Origin of the sequence: Yersinia sp. Marseille-Q3913 (assembly GCF_963892745.1) — a bacterium.
In the GTDB taxonomy this organism is placed as follows: Bacteria; Pseudomonadota; Gammaproteobacteria; order Enterobacterales; family Enterobacteriaceae; genus Yersinia; species Yersinia bercovieri.
On record NZ_CAWQAF010000012.1, the window covers coordinates 37,552 to 53,534 of the forward strand.

Consider the following 15,983-nt stretch of genomic DNA (forward strand, 5'->3'; position numbering starts at 1 on the left):
CACTGTTAGCTTCATGGGTATATTGCGCATCATTTTGGGTGGGAGGCACCCGTCTCATGGAACTGAGTTTATTTCTCTCAATGGTAGGTTTTCTCTGGGTTGCTGCTATTACCCCTGGCCCGAATAATATGTTGCTCACCTCCGCGGGGGCCAACTTTGGTTTTATGCGCTCTATCTGGCTGATGTTAGGCATTATGTTAGGTATGCAGAGCATGTTGCTGCTGGTGGCTTTTGGCGTCGGCGGCCTGATTTTGATCTACCCCTCCATCCACCTGATTCTGAAAATTCTGGGTAGCCTCTATCTGCTGTGGCTGGCATGGAAAATTGCCACCTCCGCCTATGAAAAGTTAGAAACCAATGTCGTGCCGCCAAAGCCGCTGCGCTTGTATCAGGGCTGGTTATTGCAGTTCCTCAATCCAAAAGCCTGGCTGATGGGATTAGGTTCTGTCGCCAGTTTCAGCATGGCCGGTGCGGCCTATAACCACTCTATCGTCATGATTAGCCTTGGTATGTTTATGGTGAATCTGGTGGCGGGAATTATTTGGCTGGGTTTTGGTACTTTGATTGGCCGCTTGCTGCGCAGCCGCCGCGCCTGGTTTACCTTTAATATCTCGATGGGCTTACTGACAGCAGCCTGTGTCTTGTTGATTTGGCATTGATCGATCGCTGATTTGGCATTGATCAATCACCGGAGCTAATTGATGGCCTGTAACTATTTTCATGTTGATGCATTTGTCGGCGCGGGGCTTTCCGGTAACCCTGCAGGTGTCTATTTGCTGAAAAAACCACTCTCTGCTGAGCAGATGCAACGTATTGCTGCTGAGATTAATCTGCCAGAGACCAGTTTTGTCTGGGATGAGGGGGATAAATCGGCGATCCGCTGGTTTACACCAGAGCGCGAGGTGGATTTATGTGGTCACGGCACCCTGGCTGCGGCGCACGTGATATTTAGCATGGTGAACCCCGGCTTGCATGATATCTGCTTTCGTAGCGCCAGCGGTGATCTGTATGTCACTCGCGATGCCGATAACTTTGGCCGATTGGCCCTGAATTTCCCCTCATTGCCCCCTGAGCAAATCGCGATCCCGGCAGCACTGCCAACCCTGATTGGGGCTGATATTCAGCAGTTGTGGCAGGCAAAATCCCTGCTAGTGGTGCTGGAAAATGAGCAACAGGTGCGGCAGTTGCAGCCCGATATTACCGCGCTGATTGCCTATACCGGCCGTGGTGTGATTGTCACCGCGCCCGGAGATGAGGTGGATTTTGTCTCGCGTTACTTTACCCTCAGCAGCAATGAAGATCCGGTGACTGGCTCCGCCCATTGCACCTTGATGCCCTACTGGGTGGCCCGATTGGGCAGGGCGTCACTACATGCCCGCCAGATATCAGCACGAGGCGGTGAGTTATTCTGCACGTTAGCGGGTGATCGCACCCTGATTGCCGGAGATTCCCATATTTTTATCAGTGGTAACATCACTCTCTAAGTGAGCGCCATAGGCGCTCCAGACTGCTGACAAACCCCGATGACGCGCTCTGGAACGGAGAGGACGGGTAGAAGAGTAAAGCGTCCGCGCCAGGGATGGCGCGGCTCGAGCCTCCAGGGAAGGATTTACGGCGTCTTTACGATCTGCCTGTTCTCTCTGCTCAGACGACTTTGTCAACAACCTCAAGCACCATAGGCGATCCTGCACCACCTAATTATCACTAAAAGGAATAAAGAATATTTTTTTATTCCTTTTGTCCGTTAACTCCTTCAGGTAACACTGTCATCTCACAGCGCCGGGTGCGCTTCGGGTCGCAACAACAGCGAATGAGACAGTCAACTGAGCGGAGTCAACCAATGGCGATAACCTTTTCTACTGCGCATCTTGCCACCGCAATTCGCGGTTTCTTACGGCCCACTGGCGCACTACTGGCCCTGTCACTGGTGGCTATCAATGCCCATGCGGTTGATGTCACGGTGGCGTACCAAACTTCGGCTGAGCCGGCCAAAGTCGCTCAAGCGGATAACAGTTTTGCCAGGCTATCCGGTGCCAATGTGGATTGGCGCAAGTTTGATAGCGGCTCTAGTGTCGTCAGGGCGCTCGCCTCCGGTGATGTGCAGATCGGCAATATCGGCTCTAGCCCTCTGGCGGTTGCTGCCAGCCAAAATGTGCCGATTGAAGTCTTCCTGCTAGCCTCACAGCTGGGTAGCTCGGAAGCGCTGGTGGTGAAAAAAGAGATCAAAACGCCACAAGACTTAATTGGCAAACGCATTGCGGTGCCTTTCATCTCCACCACCCACTACAGTCTGCTGGCCGCCCTGAAACATTGGGGCATCAAGTCGGATCAGGTCACCATCCTCAACTTGCAGCCTCCCGCCATTGCGGCGGCGTGGCAGCGGGGAGATATTGACGGCGCTTATGTTTGGGCACCTGCCGTTAACGAACTCGCTAAAACCGGTACTGTGCTAACCGATTCTGCCCAAGTGGGCCAATGGGGTGCGCCAACGCTGGATGTCTGGGTGGTGCGCAAAGACTTCGCGAAAGCCCATCCTGAAGTGGTGACCGCCTTTGCCCGCAGTGCCTTAGCCGCACAAGGGGCCTATCTGGCGCAGCCGGATCAGTGGCTCAAAAACCAGCAGAATCTCAGCCAGCTTGCGCGCTTAAGTGGCGTGCCGACAGATCAAGTGCCGGAACTGGTGAAGGGCAACACTTACCTGCCGGTGGCTGACCAGATAACCCAGCTCGGCCAACCAGTGGATCAGGCTATTCGCGACACCGCCGCCTTCCTCAAACAGCAAGGCAAGATCCCGCAAGTGGCGAGTGATTATCGTGATTTCGTCACTGACCGCTTTGTGAAAGAAGTTCAGGCCACGCCGCAGTCTTAGGAGCCATCATGCTAAACGTGCGCGGCCTATGGGCCGAATATCAGGGCAAACCTGCCTTACAGGATGTGTCGCTACAAATCGCATCGGGCCAGTTGGTCGTGGTATTGGGGCCATCAGGTTGCGGCAAAACCACATTACTGAATTTGATTGCCGGGTTTATGGAGCCTTCAGCTGGCAGCATCACTCTGGATGACAAACCGGTTCACGGCCCGAGTGCCGAGCGGGGAGTGGTGTTCCAGCATGAGGGCTTACTGCCGTGGCGTGATGTGGTCAGCAATGTGGAGTTTGGCCTGCAACTGGCGGGGTTAAGCAAATCACAGCGGCGGGCCACGGCGCTGAAAATGCTTAATCGCGTTGGATTGGCGGGTTTTGAGCATCACCACATTTGGCAGTTGTCTGGCGGTATGCGCCAACGGGTGGGGATTGCCCGCGCACTGGCGGTCGATCCGCGCTTATTGCTGCTGGATGAACCCTTCGGTGCACTGGATGCCTTTACTCGCGAGCAGATGCAGGAGCTGCTGCTGACGATTTGGCGCGATACTGGCAAACAGATCTTGCTGATCACCCACGATATCGAAGAGGCGGTGTTTCTGGCCAGCGAACTGTTGCTGTTGTCACCGGGGCCGGGGCAGGTGGTCGAGCGGCTATCTTTGAATTTTGGTCAGCGCTACGGCGATGGCGAACCCTGCCGCAGTATCAAATCTGATCCTGAATTTATCGCCCGTCGTGAATATGTGCTGGGTAGAGTCTTCCAACAGCGGGAGGCGCTGGTATGAGCCTACACGGGACTTTACGCGACACTGCATTACGCGGCACGGCATTACAGGACAGCGCGTTACCTCATCCGTCTGCCCCCGATGCGCCGCTGGTTGCTCGCTCGGCTATTAGGCCGCCGCCGCGCCGTCGTTGGTCGGCGGTGAATGGTTTGTGGCTCAGCATTGGCACGGTGATTACTGTGGTGGCGCTATGGTGGCTGGTGACGGCGTTACAGCTGATTAGCCCGCTGTTTTTACCCGCGCCGCAGCAGGTATTGCATCAATTATTGGTGATTGCCAGCCCGCAGGGATTTATGGATGCCACCTTATGGCAGCATCTGACCGCCAGTTTGGGGCGCATTTTAATCGCGCTATTCGCCGCCGTGGCGCTCGGCGTGCCGACCGGGATCGCGATGGGCCTCAGCCGCCGGGTGCGCGCGGTGCTGGACCCGCTGATCGAAATCTATCGTCCGGTGCCGCCGTTAGCCTATTTGCCGCTGATGGTTATCTGGTTTGGTATCGGTGAAACCTCAAAAATCCTGCTGATTTATCTGGCGATATTTGCCCCAGTGACGCTGGCCGCTGTCGCGGGAGTGCGCAGTGTGGCCGAGGTGCGTGTCAGAGCCGCCCGGGCATTGGGGGCCAGCCGCTGGCAGGTTTTACGTTTTGTGGTGCTGCCGAGTGCACTACCGGAAATTTTAACTGGCATCCGCATTGGGTTGGGTGTCGGTTGGTCAACCCTGGTGGCTGCGGAGTTAATCGCCGCCACACGCGGATTGGGCTTTATGGTGCAATCCGCCGGCGAGTTTCTCGCCACCGACGTGGTGATTGCCGGTATCAGCGTGATCGCCATTATCGCTTTTGGGATGGAATTAAGTTTGCGGGCGATCCAACGCCGGCTAACGCCTTGGTATGGAGCACAGCAATGAATGAACGTTTGATCGTGACCCCGTTGGGGCCGCATATTGGCGCGTTGGTTGAGAATATTAATCTTGCCCGCCCGCTGGGCGACGGGCAGTTTGAGCAGCTCTATCATGCGCTGCTCAAGCATCAGGTGCTCTTTTTCCGCAATCAGCCCATTACGCCTTTGCAGCAGCGTGAGCTGGCGGGGCGTTTTGGTGATCTCCATATTCATCCGGTCTATCCACACACCAAAGAGTGTGAAGAGATTATCGTGCTGGATACCCACGACAACAATCCGCCGGACAATGACAACTGGCACACTGACGTGACCTTTATCGAGAACCCGCCCTTGGGGGCGATTTTAGCCGCTAAGCAACTTCCCGCCACGGGCGGTGATACCTTGTGGAGCAGCGGAGTGGCGGCATATGACGCACTCTCTGCGCCGTTCAAACAGCTTTTAGCGGGGTTGCGGGCCGAGCACGATTTCGCCCACTCCTTCCCTGAGCACAAAAACCGTGGGACGCCGGAGGAGCATCAGCGCTGGTTACTGGCTAAAGAGAGGAATCCGCCGCTGTTGCATCCGGTGGTGCGAACCCATCCGGTGACCGGTCGTCAGGCATTGTTCGTCAATGAGGGATTCACCACGCGAATTGTTGATCTGAGCGCGAAAGAGAGCGACGCGATATTGCATTTCCTTTTTGCCCATGCCACCAAACCGGAGTTTCAAGTGCGCTGGCGCTGGCAGCAGGATGACGTGGCTATCTGGGATAACCGCGTCACCCAGCACTATGCCAATGCTGATTATCTGCCGCAGCGGCGGGTGATGCACCGCGCGACGATTTTAGGCGATAAGCCAGTATTCCGGCCTTAACGCGCTACTTTTTGGTGTAAAAACCCAGGGTCAGATTGCAGCGTAAAGCCCGCCAAAACTCGCTGAAGGTGCTGCTGCCACGAAACAGCGCGGCGGGTAAACCGAGGGCGAAAAAGCGTTTTGCTAACGCGCGGCGTGCCGTGGGGTCAGTTATCTTCTTGCGTATCAGCCCCAACAGATGCCCACTCTCGCGATTAGCATGGCGCAGCAGCGTTTTACGTAACGCCGGTGGGCTGTTGGCCGCAATCTCAACCAGCCCATGAATGATATCAAGGTAGCTATTCGCGCGGCGCTGCAATGCTTGTGGCGATGGCGAGTTGGTAATGGATTCCGGATTAGTGCGATAGCCGTAAAACGGCTGCTGGCAGAACCCGACGCGCCGGGCAACCCGCGCCAGTTGGGTGGTCCACAAAATATCCTCATGCACCATATCGCGGATAAAGGCTAGCTGATTCTCGATGATCAGCTCGCGGCGAATAAGTTGCAACCAGGCAAAGTGCGGCCACTCATCCTGCTCAACACTGCGCATGATCCACTGCTGGCCGTCCAACACCTCGCCCCACGGCTGTTTATGCAGCAACGGCGCTGCGGTTTGTACCGCAGGATCGGTGGTGAATCGATAACCGTTGCCAATGAGTAAATCCAGCGACTGCTCTTTGGCTTGGGTTAACCAGCGCTGTAGCGCATTGGGGGCGAGCCAGTCGTCGCCATCGACAAAGGCGATCCACTGCCCTGTAGCCCGCGCGATACCCGCGTTGCGGGCAGCCGACAGACCTTGATTCGCCTGATTGATAATCACTAGCCGGCTCTCATTGCGGGCAGTGTCAGCGAGCATCTCTGGGCTGCTGTCCGTCGCACCATCATTCACGGCGATGATTTCAAATGAAACGCCTACTTGGCTTCTCAATGAATCCAGCAACTCGGCGAGATAAGTTTCACAGTTATAAACCGGAACAATGATACTGACTTCAATTGGCGTCATGCTGATTACTCTGCCTCAAATTGCTTGGTGATATCTTCCAGTTGCTCCTGTGCATCCAGCCACTGCATTTCGGTCTCTTCCAGCCTGGACTTCACCTGAATCTGCTGCTGTAGGCATTGGGTCAAATCCGCCTTGCGGGCCATGTCATACAGAGCCGAATCAGCCAGTTGCTCTTCAATGGCGGCTAACTCGGTTGTCAGCTTATCCATCTGTTTTTCCAGTGTCATAATCTGCTTACGCAGTGGCTGGGTCTGGCTGCGGAACTCTGCATCGCGGCGTTTTTGATCTTTACGCTGCTGGGCGCTATTGCCGGAAAGCTCCTTGGCCGGGTTCTCCTGCTGGCTCTGCTGGCGTTGCACATCCACCAGAAACTGCTGGTAATCCTCCAGATCGCCGTCGAATTGCTCCACTTTGCCATCGTGTACCAGATAGAGGTCATCGGTGGTGGAGCGCAGCAAATGACGGTCATGGGAGACCACCACCAATGCGCCCTCAAAATCAATCAGCGCCTCGGTCAGGGCCTGCCGCATATCAAGGTCAAGATGGTTGGTCGGTTCATCCAGCAGCAGCAGGTTAGGGCGCTGCCAGATAATTAGCGCCAATACCAGCCGCGCCTTTTCACCGCCAGAGAAGCGGGCGGTGGGGTCAGTCACCTGATCGCCCTGAAAACCGTAGCCGCCTAGATAGTCACGCAGTTGCTGTTCCGACTCTTTGGGAGCCAAACGACTCATATGTTGTAGCGGAGATTCATCTGCGCGTAAGAATTCAAGTTGATGCTGGGCGAAGTAACCCAGTTTGATGCCTTTGGACAGGCCAATCTCGCCGCTTTGCGGCTCCAGCGTGCCAGCCAGCAGCTTAATCAGGGTGGATTTACCCGCGCCGTTGCGCCCCAACAGGCCGATACGTGAGCCGGGTACCAGGTTGAGCTTGATGGATTGCAAAATGGTTTTATCGCCGTAGCCCGCGCTGACCTTTTCCATCCGCAACAGAGGGTCAGGCAAGCTCTCCGGGGTGCGGAAGCTGAAGTGGAATGGGTTATCGACGTGGGCAGGGGCGATTAGCTCCATGCGCTCAAGCATTTTAATGCGGCTCTGGGCCTGTTTTGCTTTGGTGGCTTGCGCGCGGAAACGGTCGATATAGCTTTGTAAATGCGCGACTTTTTCTTGCTGATGCTGATACATCGATTGCTGTTGCGACAGCTTGGTGGCGCGCTGGCGTTCGAAGGATGAATAGTTACCGGTATATTCATTCAGCGTCTGCTGTTCAATGTGTAAAATCTTATCAATAATAGGATCAAGGAAATCACGGTCATGGGAGATAAGCACCAGTGTCCCGGTGTAGTTCTTCAGCCATTTTTCCAGCCAGATAACCGCATCCAAATCCAAGTGGTTGGTCGGTTCATCTAGCAGCAGCAGATCCGAGCGGCAAAGCAGCGCCTGTGCCAGGTTAAGGCGCATACGCCAGCCGCCGGAGAAGGAGCGTACCGGCTGCTGTAATTGATCTTGGGAGAAACCTAACCCATTGAGCAAACTGGCGGCGCGGGACTGAATGGTCCAGGCATGAATGGCGTCGAGCTTGCCATGCACAGTGGCAATGGCATGACCATCATTTTTTTCATTGGCGGTCTGAAGTTCAGCCTCCAATTGACGATATTCACGGTCGCCGTCGATAACATACTCTATCGCCGGAATATCCAGTGCCGGGGTCTCTTGATTGACCCAGGCCAGTGCCCAGTTGGCAGGAAAAGTGGCATTGCCGCCATCGGCGCTCAGTTCGCCTTTGAGCAGCGCCAGCAGGGTGGATTTACCACAACCGTTTTTGCCGACTAAGCCGACTTTTTGGCCGGGGTTAATCGTTGCTGTAGCGTTGTCCAGCAAGACGCGAGTACCACGTCGAATTTGAAGCGAAGAAAAAACAATCATAGAGTGCCGTATGTTTAGAGTTTACCCGTCATACTTCAAGCTGCATGTGTGTTGGCTGCGCTCACTCACCCGAATCACTTACTCCAGTAAGCTCATCGGGATTTTCTCGCTTGCCGCCTGCCTGCAACTCGAATTATTTTGGGTATATGTTAAATTATATCCCCTTAAGTTTTTGAGGTTGCCGACTGACAACGCCAATGACTTCGGGTACAAATCTTAGTCTTTTTTGTCTTTGCGAAGCATGGTAACGGAAAAACCGGACCCTGACGACGCTTTGGAGGGGAATGATGTCGCAGCCACCGAAGGTTTTGCTGCTGTATGCCCATCCGGAATCACAGGACTCGGTCGCTAACCGGGTTTTGCTGCAACCGGTGCAGCAGTTAGAACATGTCACCGTGCACGATCTTTATGCACACTATCCGGATTTCTTTATTGATATTCACCATGAGCAAGAGCTGCTGCGTGAGCATCAAATTATCGTCTTTCAACACCCCCTTTATACCTACAGCTGCCCGGCGCTGCTGAAGGAGTGGCTGGATCGCGTGCTGGCGCGTGGCTTTGCCAATGGCGTCGGCGGACATGCCCTGACCGGTAAATACTGGCGCTCGGTGATCACCACCGGTGAGCCGGAAGGCGCTTATCGGGTGGGGGGCTATAACCGCTATCCGATGGAGGAGATCCTGCGCCCCTTCGAATTGACGGCAGCTATGTGTCACATGCATTGGATGAACCCCATGATTATTTACTGGGCGCGGCGTCAAAAGCCGGAAGTCTTAGCCAGCCATGCGCAAGCTTATGCGCAGTGGTTGCAGTCACCGTTGCCCACAGGGGGGCACTGATATATGGAAGGCTCGGCGCTACTAACTGCCATTTTACTCTTTCTCTTTGCCGCCGTGGTGGCGGTGCCTATCGCCCAGCGGCTGGGGATTGGCGCGGTATTGGGCTACCTGATAGCCGGTATCGCCATCGGGCCGTGGGGTTTGGGTTTTATTCGTGATGTTGACGAAATTCTGCACTTTTCCGAGCTGGGTGTCGTTTTCCTGATGTTTATCATTGGCCTGGAGTTGAATCCCGCCAAGCTTTGGCAGTTGCGGCGCTCGATTTTTGGTGTCGGGGCGGGTCAGGTGGTGATAACCGCCAGCGTGTTAGGGGCACTGCTCTATTTCACCCAATTCGCCTGGCAGGCGGCAGTGATCGGCGGCATTGGTTTGGCGATGTCCTCGACGGCGATGGCACTGCAGCTGATGCGCGAAAAGGGTATGAACCGCAATGAGGGCGGGCAACTCGGCTTCTCGGTTTTGCTGTTTCAGGATATGGCGGTTATCCCCGCATTGGCGCTGATCCCTATTTTGGCCGGTAGCGGCGGTGAGACTAATGACTGGGTCAAGATTGGCATCAAAGTCGCGGCCTTTGCCGGCATGTTGATTGGTGGCCGCTATCTGCTGCGCCCCCTGTTCCGCTACATTGTGGCCTCCGGTGTGCGGGAAGTTTTCACCGCCGCCGCGCTACTGGTGGTGCTAGGCTCCGCCCTGTTTATGGATGCGCTGGGCCTATCAATGGCTCTTGGGACATTTATCGCCGGAATATTACTGGCGGAAAGTGAATTCCAGCACGAACTGGAAATTGCCATCGAACCCTTCAAAGGGCTGCTGCTTGGCTTATTCTTCATCTCTGTTGGCATGGCGTTGAATCTTGGTGTGTTGTTCACCCACCTGCTGGATGTATTATTGGGCGTTCTGGCGCTGGTGTTTATCAAAGGCACGGTGCTATATGGCCTGGCACGGACCTTCGGTTTGCGCCGCTCGGTGCGGCTGCAATTTGCCGGGGTGCTCAGTCAGGGCGGTGAGTTCGCCTTCGTCTTGTTCTCTGCGGCCTTCTCTCAGCACGTTTTTAATGCGGAGCAACTGGCCTTGCTGCTGGTGGTGGTTACACTATCGATGATGACCACGCCACTCTTGATGCAGCTTATTGACCGCATTTTAGCCCGCCGTTACAACGCGCAGGAGGAGAGCGACGAAAAGCCATTTGTTGAGGACAATGATCCGCAGGTGATTATTGTTGGCTTCGGGCGATTTGGTCAGGTGATTGGCCGATTGCTGATGGCGAATAAAATGCGGATTACCGTGCTGGAGCGCGATGTCAGCGCCGTCAGTGTGATGCGCAAGTATGGCTACAAAGTGTACTATGGTGATGCTACCGAGCTAGAGCTGTTACGTGCCGCTGGTGCCGAGAAAGCCAAAGCCATCGTGATCACCTGTAATGAGCCGGAAGACACCATGACACTGGTGCATTTGTGTCAGCAGCACTTTCCGAACTTGCACATTTTGGCCCGTGCCAGAGGGCGTGTTGAAGCCCATGAACTGCTGCAAAACGGCGTCAAAGACTTCACCCGCGAGACATTTTCCAGTGCGCTGGAGTTGGGCCGCAAAACCCTATTGGGCTTGGGGATGCATCCCCATCAGGCCTATCGGGCGCAACAACATTTTCGCCGTCTCGATATGCGTATGCTACGTGAATTGGTGCCACAGCATCACGGCGATGTGGCGCAGATCTCCCGAATTAAAGAGGCCCGCCGTGAACTGGAAGATATTTTCCAGCGGGAAATGCTGCATGAAAGTCGGCAGTTAGATGGGTGGGATGAATACGAATAATGTCGGAGAAAACGATGACAATGGCGCTAAATAACAGGGCAAACACACGCAAAAGGTTTATCGCCGGTGCTGTTTGTCCACAATGCAAGGCATTGGATACACTGGCTTTATGGCGTGAAGATCAGGTTGAAGTGGTGGAGTGTGTGAAGTGCGGTCACCATCAGCGGCAGACGGACAAACAGGTCAGTCAGCACGTCCGCCAGAATGAACAAGTGATCGGTATTTTCAATCCGAAGTAGCGTTATCCTTCGCGATTTTTTATGCTGGAGGGTACAGCGGTGCAGATTTCCGCTACAATCTGTGCCAATTTTTGTTCCAAGGGTAGGAGATATCATGAAAGTAGCAAAAGACTTGGTGGTCAGCCTGGCTTACCAGGTACGTACAGAAGACGGTGTTTTAGTTGATGAGTCTCCGGTGAGCGCGCCGTTGGACTACCTGCACGGTCACGGTTCTTTGATCGCAGGTCTGGAAAAAGCGCTTGAAGGCCATGCCGCAGGCGACAGCTTTGATGTGCGCGTCAATGCAGACGAAGGTTACGGCAGCTATGATGAAAATCTGGTGCAGCGCGTACCGAAAGACGTTTTCATGGGCGTTGACGAGCTGGAAGTGGGTATGCGTTTCCTGGCTGATACCGACCAAGGCCCAGTGCCGGTCGAAATCACTGCGGTGGAAGACGAGCACGTGGTGGTTGATGGTAACCACATGCTGGCGGGTCAGGATCTGAACTTCCACGTTGAAGTGGTTGCTATCCGTGAAGCGACAGAAGAAGAGCTGCAACATGGCCACGTCCATGGTGAGCATGATCATCACCACGAACACGGTGACGGTTGCTGCGGCGGCCATGACCATGGTGATCATGACGAAAGTCATGAACATGGTAAAGGCGGCGGTTGTGGTAAAGGCGGCTGTGGCTGCCACTAAAATCTGACGTTGTCAGTCAAAAGCCAGCCTTGCGGCTGGCTTTTTGCTATTAGCTCTATTGTGGTGAGCAGTGTTAGCTAAGCGACTGGCAGTGCTAACAAAACTAATAGTGGGGAGGCGGTGTCTCTTCTGTTGGCGATGCCATCATTGAAGATTGAGATTCCCGCAGTTTGTCTGTCAGTAGGCGCAAATGCTCACGCAGTTTGGTCATTTCCATCTGATGCTCCGTCACGATCAAATTCAGTTCTTCAATCGTCACTTCCTGAAATGCCAAACGACTTTCCAGCATTTCCAGTCGTTGCTCAAACAGGGATTGTTCCATTTTATTTCCTCTCATGACTGCAAACGATGCAGCTACATGTGGCATAGCTGCAAACCATACCTTTTGGCTATTTTCCGCTCGATGGCAGTATAGCTAAAATAGCAGTACGCGCTAGATTCTACCTGTAAAAGCGCATGATTACCCTGTGAGCGTCAAGATATCTATAAAAACGAAACTTCTTGTAGTAAAAAAAGTCTTAATATCACTTAATAGCATGAGTACTGAGATTGTTTTGTGTTCACACAGACAGTTATAGTACCAATTACTCTTAAAAATCGTTGCTTGGGGTAAGAGTCCTTAAGCCAATGGAGAAATGGATGAAATCACTGTTTAAAGTAACGCTACTGGCTACCACCATGGCGCTAACCCTGAATACCTCTGCGGTTTTCGCTGCAGAAGCTGCAAAAACTGCCACTGCAGCTGCACCAGCAACGACAAATAGCGCATTTAAGAATGATGACCAGCAATCTGCCTACGCTTTAGGCGCATCATTGGGTCGTTACATGGATAACTCCCTGAAAGAACAAGAAAAACTGGGAATTAAGCTGGATAAAGACCAGTTGATCGCTGGTGTACAAGATGCTTTTGCTAGCAAAAGTAAATTGACCGACGAAGAGATCGAAAAAACCTTGCAAGGCTTTGAAGCGCGCGTAAAAGCGTCTGCTCAAGCCAAAATGGAGCAAGATGCGAAAGAAAACGCCGATAAAGGCGCTAAATATCGCGAAACTTTCGCTAAAGAAAAAGATGTGAAGAAAACTGCATCTGGCCTGCTGTACAAAGTTGAGAAGGCCGGTACTGGTGAATCACCAAAAGATAGCGATACCGTGGTAGTGAACTACAAAGGTACGCTGACAGACGGTACTGAGTTTGATAACTCATATAAACGTGGTGAGCCACTCTCCTTCCGTCTGGATGGCGTTATCCCAGGTTGGACTGAAGGCCTGAAACAGATCAAGAAAGGCGGCAAGATCACTCTGGTTATCCCACCAGAACTGGCTTACGGCAAAACTGGCGTCCCAGGTATCCCTGCTAACTCTACGCTGGTATTTGACGTAGAACTGCTGGATGTGAAAGCGGCACCTAAAGCTGACGCGCCAGAAGAGCAACCTGCTGCTGCGGACACCAAAGCGAAGAAGTAATTTAGCTTCGTTACCAGCCCTGCTGATAACCGCTGCGATAATTGTCGTGGCGGTTTTTTTTGTAACACACATATCAATTTGCACTTCTGCTCGTTGATAACTTGACGGTTTATGGCTTGTGGGCTTAACGTCAATATCACGCGCAAACGCAAGGTTTTTATCTCAGCATATTTGCTAGACTTAAAATCTAAGATATTGAGTTATGAGTCTGCCAACGATATTGAGACAGGCTTTACCTAGAGGATGGTGTCTTCGATGTCTAATTCGCTTCTCAGTAGCGAAACCAGTGAACTGGATTTACTGGATGAACGTCCGTTCAGTCAGACGGACCATGAAATACTAAAATCATACGAAGCTATCGTCGATGGCTTGGCGATGCTTATCGGCAGCCACTGTGAAATTGTGCTGCATTCACTGGAAGATCTGAAAAGCTCAGCGGTAAGAATTGCTAACGGTGAACACACCGGGCGGCAGATTGGCTCGCCGATAACTGACCTGGCCCTGCGGATGTTGCACGATATGGCGGGTGCTGACAGCAGTGTATCGAGAGCTTATTTCACGCGCGCCAAAAGCGGTGTGCTGATGAAGTCCGTCACTATCGCTATCCGTAACCGCGACCAGCGCGTTATTGGCCTGCTGTGCATCAACATGAATCTCGATGTTCCTTTTTCGCAAATCATTCAGACCTTTATGCCGCCGGAAACGCAAGAAGTGGCCTCTTCGGTTAACTTTGCCTCTTCGGTCGATGATCTGGTGGCACAAACACTGGAATTCACCATCGAAGAAGTCAATGCCGACCGCAATGTTTCTAACAATGCGAAGAACCGTCAAGTCGTACTCAATCTGTATGAAAAAGGTATTTTTGATATCAAAGATGCTATCAATCAGGTTGCAGAACGGCTAAACATCTCTAAACACACGGTTTATCTCTATATTCGCCAGTTTAAGAGTGGTGATCTTGTGGGGCATGATCGTTAATGTCGGGCCTGAAATATTGCCTGATGGTCACGGGGCCGGCTTATGGCACCCAGCAGGCCAGTAGCGCTTACCAATTCGCGCAAGCCCTTGTTAATTCAAGTCATCACTTAGTCAGCATTTTCTTCTACCGTGAAGGGGTGCTGAATGCGAACCAATTAACTGCGCCAGCCAGTGATGAGTTTGACTTGGTTCGGGCGTGGCAACAATTGGCAGCCGAGCATGGTGTACTGCTGAATGTCTGTGTGGCGGCGGCGCTACGTCGTGGAGTGACCGACCAACATGAAGCAGAGCAACTCAATTTGGCGGCGGCGAATCTGCAACCGGGCTTTACCTTGAGTGGTTTGGGTTCACTGGCTGAAGCTGCATTGACCTGTGACCGTATGGTGCAATTTTAATGACGATGAAACGCATTGCTTTTGTTTTCACCCAAGGTCCGCACGGCAGTTCCGCTGGGCGGGAAGGGTTGGATGCATTGCTGGCGGCTTCGGCACTGAGCGAAGAGATCGGCGCATTCTTCCTTTCGGATGGTGTTTTGCAGCTGTTACCTCAGCAGCAACCCGAAAAAATTCTCGCGAGAAACTATATTGCGACTTTCGGTGTCTTACCTCTGTACGATGTCGAGAATTGCTATCTTTGCGAAGCCTCGTTACAGCAACGCGGATTGAGCGAAATAACAAATTGGGTCCTCGATGTCGAGGTGCTATCTCCGGTGGATTTTAGTCGCCAACTGGCTACTTATGATGTTGTGCTGACTTTTTAATTGAGATTTGGGTCGCTATAATGCTTTATACCGTCAGTCATTCTCCTTATCGTTGCGATTTATCTGCGTTGTTGAGATTAGTCACATCGGAAGATGAGATTCTCTTGCTGCAAGATGGGGTGATGACTGTTTTGAAAAACAGTGAGAGCCTTAAGCTGTTGTTAAATAACCCAGCTTCTTTCTTTGTTTTGGAAGATGACGTTATTGCACGCGGCTTGTCTGGTCAAATTTCAGACAGCGCTACACTAATCGGCTATACTCACTTCGTGGATTTGACCCTAAAACATCAGCAACAACTGGCATGGTAATGCAGTCAATGCTGTATATTTCTTGACACCTTAGATAGTCAGCCATAAAATTCTGCGTCCTCGTTCTCTGCCAGTAGTGCAAACGAGGGGGATTTATCACGTGTTTACGAAGCAAAAAACCAGGAGCTTTTTTAATAATGGCAACGATTAACCAGCTGGTTCGCAAGCCACGCAGCATGAAGGTTGCTAAAAGCAACGTTCCTGCGCTGGAAGCATGCCCGCAGAAACGTGGTGTATGTACCCGCGTATATACCACCACCCCGAAAAAACCTAACTCCGCACTGCGTAAAGTTTGCCGTGTGCGTTTAACTAACGGTTTTGAAGTCACCTCCTACATCGGCGGTGAAGGTCATAACCTCCAGGAACACTCCGTGATCCTGATCCGTGGCGGTCGTGTTAAAGACTTGCCAGGTGTGCGTTACCACACCGTTCGCGGCGCGCTTGACTGCTCAGGTGTTAAAGACCGTAAGCAATCACGTTCTAAGTACGGCGTGAAGAAGCCAAAGGCTTAATGGTTCTCCGTTAAGTAAGGCCAAACATTTTCACATTAATGTCAAAATAAACTCTTAGAGTTTTGGACAACCCTGAATTAACAACGGAGT

19 protein-coding genes are annotated in these 15,983 nt (G+C 52.7%); 16 read left to right on the forward strand and 3 right to left on the reverse strand.

The window, feature by feature from the left end; all coding sequences use genetic code 11:
- Nucleotides 1–56: 56 nt before the first annotated feature.
- The 6 genes from AACW11_RS07010 (at nucleotide 57) to tauD (ending at nucleotide 5,398) form a co-directional block, all read left to right on the forward strand.
- Complete coding sequence (locus AACW11_RS07010; RefSeq protein WP_212586260.1) at nucleotides 57–659, forward strand: LysE family translocator; 603 nt, start codon at nucleotides 57–59, stop codon at nucleotides 657–659.
- Nucleotides 660–701: 42 nt separating this feature from the next.
- Complete coding sequence (locus AACW11_RS07015) at nucleotides 702–1,484, forward strand: PhzF family phenazine biosynthesis protein (protein WP_212586261.1); 783 nt, start codon at nucleotides 702–704, stop codon at nucleotides 1,482–1,484.
- 356 nt (nucleotides 1,485–1,840) lie between these two features.
- Nucleotides 1,841–2,869 carry a taurine ABC transporter substrate-binding protein gene (tauA, locus tag AACW11_RS07020; protein ID WP_212586262.1) on the forward strand — a complete coding sequence of 343 codons (1,029 nt, stop codon included), beginning with the start codon at nucleotides 1,841–1,843 and terminating at the stop codon, nucleotides 2,867–2,869.
- An 8-nt stretch (nucleotides 2,870–2,877) separates the two neighbouring features.
- Nucleotides 2,878–3,645: a taurine ABC transporter ATP-binding subunit gene (gene tauB, locus AACW11_RS07025; protein ID WP_212586263.1), complete on the forward strand. Its 768-nt coding sequence runs from the start codon at nucleotides 2,878–2,880 to the stop codon at nucleotides 3,643–3,645.
- On the forward strand, nucleotides 3,642–4,553 hold the full coding sequence (gene tauC, locus AACW11_RS07030; RefSeq protein ID WP_212586264.1) for a taurine ABC transporter permease TauC: 912 nt from the start codon (nucleotides 3,642–3,644) through the stop codon (nucleotides 4,551–4,553). The genes tauB and tauC overlap by 4 nt, the downstream gene beginning before the upstream one ends.
- Nucleotides 4,550–5,398, forward strand: coding sequence for a taurine dioxygenase (gene tauD / locus AACW11_RS07035; protein ID WP_212586265.1), 849 nt, complete (start codon nucleotides 4,550–4,552; stop codon nucleotides 5,396–5,398). The genes tauC and tauD overlap by 4 nt, the downstream gene beginning before the upstream one ends.
- Before the next feature lie 4 nt (nucleotides 5,399–5,402).
- On the opposite strand, the gene AACW11_RS07040 is transcribed toward tauD, so the two are convergent.
- Nucleotides 5,403–6,380 carry a glycosyltransferase gene (locus tag AACW11_RS07040; protein ID WP_212586266.1) on the reverse strand — a complete coding sequence of 326 codons (978 nt, stop codon included), beginning with the start codon at nucleotides 6,378–6,380 and terminating at the stop codon, nucleotides 5,403–5,405.
- A gap of 5 nt (nucleotides 6,381–6,385) precedes the next feature.
- Nucleotides 6,386–8,302 (reverse strand): ABC transporter ATP-binding protein, encoded by a 1,917-nt coding sequence (locus AACW11_RS07045; RefSeq protein ID WP_212586267.1) that lies wholly within the window; start codon nucleotides 8,300–8,302, stop codon nucleotides 6,386–6,388.
- 287 nt (nucleotides 8,303–8,589) lie between these two features.
- On the opposite strand from AACW11_RS07045, the gene kefG reads away from it, so the two are divergent.
- The 4 genes from kefG (at nucleotide 8,590) to slyD (ending at nucleotide 11,874) form a co-directional block, all read left to right on the forward strand.
- Entirely contained in the window at nucleotides 8,590–9,141 is a 552-nt protein-coding gene (gene kefG / locus AACW11_RS07050; RefSeq protein ID WP_032896785.1) for a glutathione-regulated potassium-efflux system ancillary protein KefG, read from the forward strand.
- Nucleotides 9,142–9,144: 3 nt separating this feature from the next.
- Nucleotides 9,145–10,953 carry a glutathione-regulated potassium-efflux system protein KefB gene (kefB, locus tag AACW11_RS07055; RefSeq protein WP_212586268.1) on the forward strand — a complete coding sequence of 603 codons (1,809 nt, stop codon included), beginning with the start codon at nucleotides 9,145–9,147 and terminating at the stop codon, nucleotides 10,951–10,953.
- Between the two features lie 14 nt (nucleotides 10,954–10,967).
- Nucleotides 10,968–11,192 carry a YheV family putative zinc ribbon protein gene (locus tag AACW11_RS07060; protein ID WP_049601297.1) on the forward strand — a complete coding sequence of 75 codons (225 nt, stop codon included), beginning with the start codon at nucleotides 10,968–10,970 and terminating at the stop codon, nucleotides 11,190–11,192.
- Between the two features lie 94 nt (nucleotides 11,193–11,286).
- A complete protein-coding gene (gene slyD / locus AACW11_RS07065; protein WP_212586269.1) occupies nucleotides 11,287–11,874 on the forward strand; it encodes a peptidylprolyl isomerase in 588 nt (195 codons plus the stop codon).
- Between the two features lie 103 nt (nucleotides 11,875–11,977).
- Here slyD and AACW11_RS07070 read toward each other — a convergent pair whose 3' ends face one another.
- Complete coding sequence (locus AACW11_RS07070) at nucleotides 11,978–12,196, reverse strand: protein SlyX (protein WP_005271776.1); 219 nt, start codon at nucleotides 12,194–12,196, stop codon at nucleotides 11,978–11,980.
- Between the two features lie 317 nt (nucleotides 12,197–12,513).
- On the opposite strand from AACW11_RS07070, the gene fkpA reads away from it, so the two are divergent.
- From fkpA to rpsL, 6 genes are all read left to right on the forward strand, one after another.
- Nucleotides 12,514–13,335: an FKBP-type peptidyl-prolyl cis-trans isomerase gene (fkpA, locus tag AACW11_RS07075; protein ID WP_212586270.1), complete on the forward strand. Its 822-nt coding sequence runs from the start codon at nucleotides 12,514–12,516 to the stop codon at nucleotides 13,333–13,335.
- A 255-nt stretch (nucleotides 13,336–13,590) separates the two neighbouring features.
- Entirely contained in the window at nucleotides 13,591–14,313 is a 723-nt protein-coding gene (locus tag AACW11_RS07080; protein WP_212586271.1) for a helix-turn-helix transcriptional regulator, read from the forward strand.
- On the forward strand, nucleotides 14,313–14,708 hold the full coding sequence (gene tusD, locus AACW11_RS07085) for a sulfurtransferase complex subunit TusD (RefSeq protein ID WP_212586272.1): 396 nt from the start codon (nucleotides 14,313–14,315) through the stop codon (nucleotides 14,706–14,708). Before AACW11_RS07080 ends, tusD begins: the two co-directional genes overlap by 1 nt.
- Nucleotides 14,708–15,073, forward strand: coding sequence for a sulfurtransferase complex subunit TusC (gene tusC / locus AACW11_RS07090; protein WP_212586273.1), 366 nt, complete (start codon nucleotides 14,708–14,710; stop codon nucleotides 15,071–15,073). Before tusD ends, tusC begins: the two co-directional genes overlap by 1 nt.
- 20 nt (nucleotides 15,074–15,093) lie before the next feature.
- A complete protein-coding gene (tusB, locus tag AACW11_RS07095) occupies nucleotides 15,094–15,381 on the forward strand; it encodes a sulfurtransferase complex subunit TusB (RefSeq protein WP_212586274.1) in 288 nt (95 codons plus the stop codon).
- A 137-nt stretch (nucleotides 15,382–15,518) separates the two neighbouring features.
- A complete protein-coding gene (gene rpsL, locus AACW11_RS07100) occupies nucleotides 15,519–15,893 on the forward strand; it encodes a 30S ribosomal protein S12 (RefSeq protein ID WP_002212323.1) in 375 nt (124 codons plus the stop codon).
- Nucleotides 15,894–15,983 lie beyond the last annotated feature (90 nt).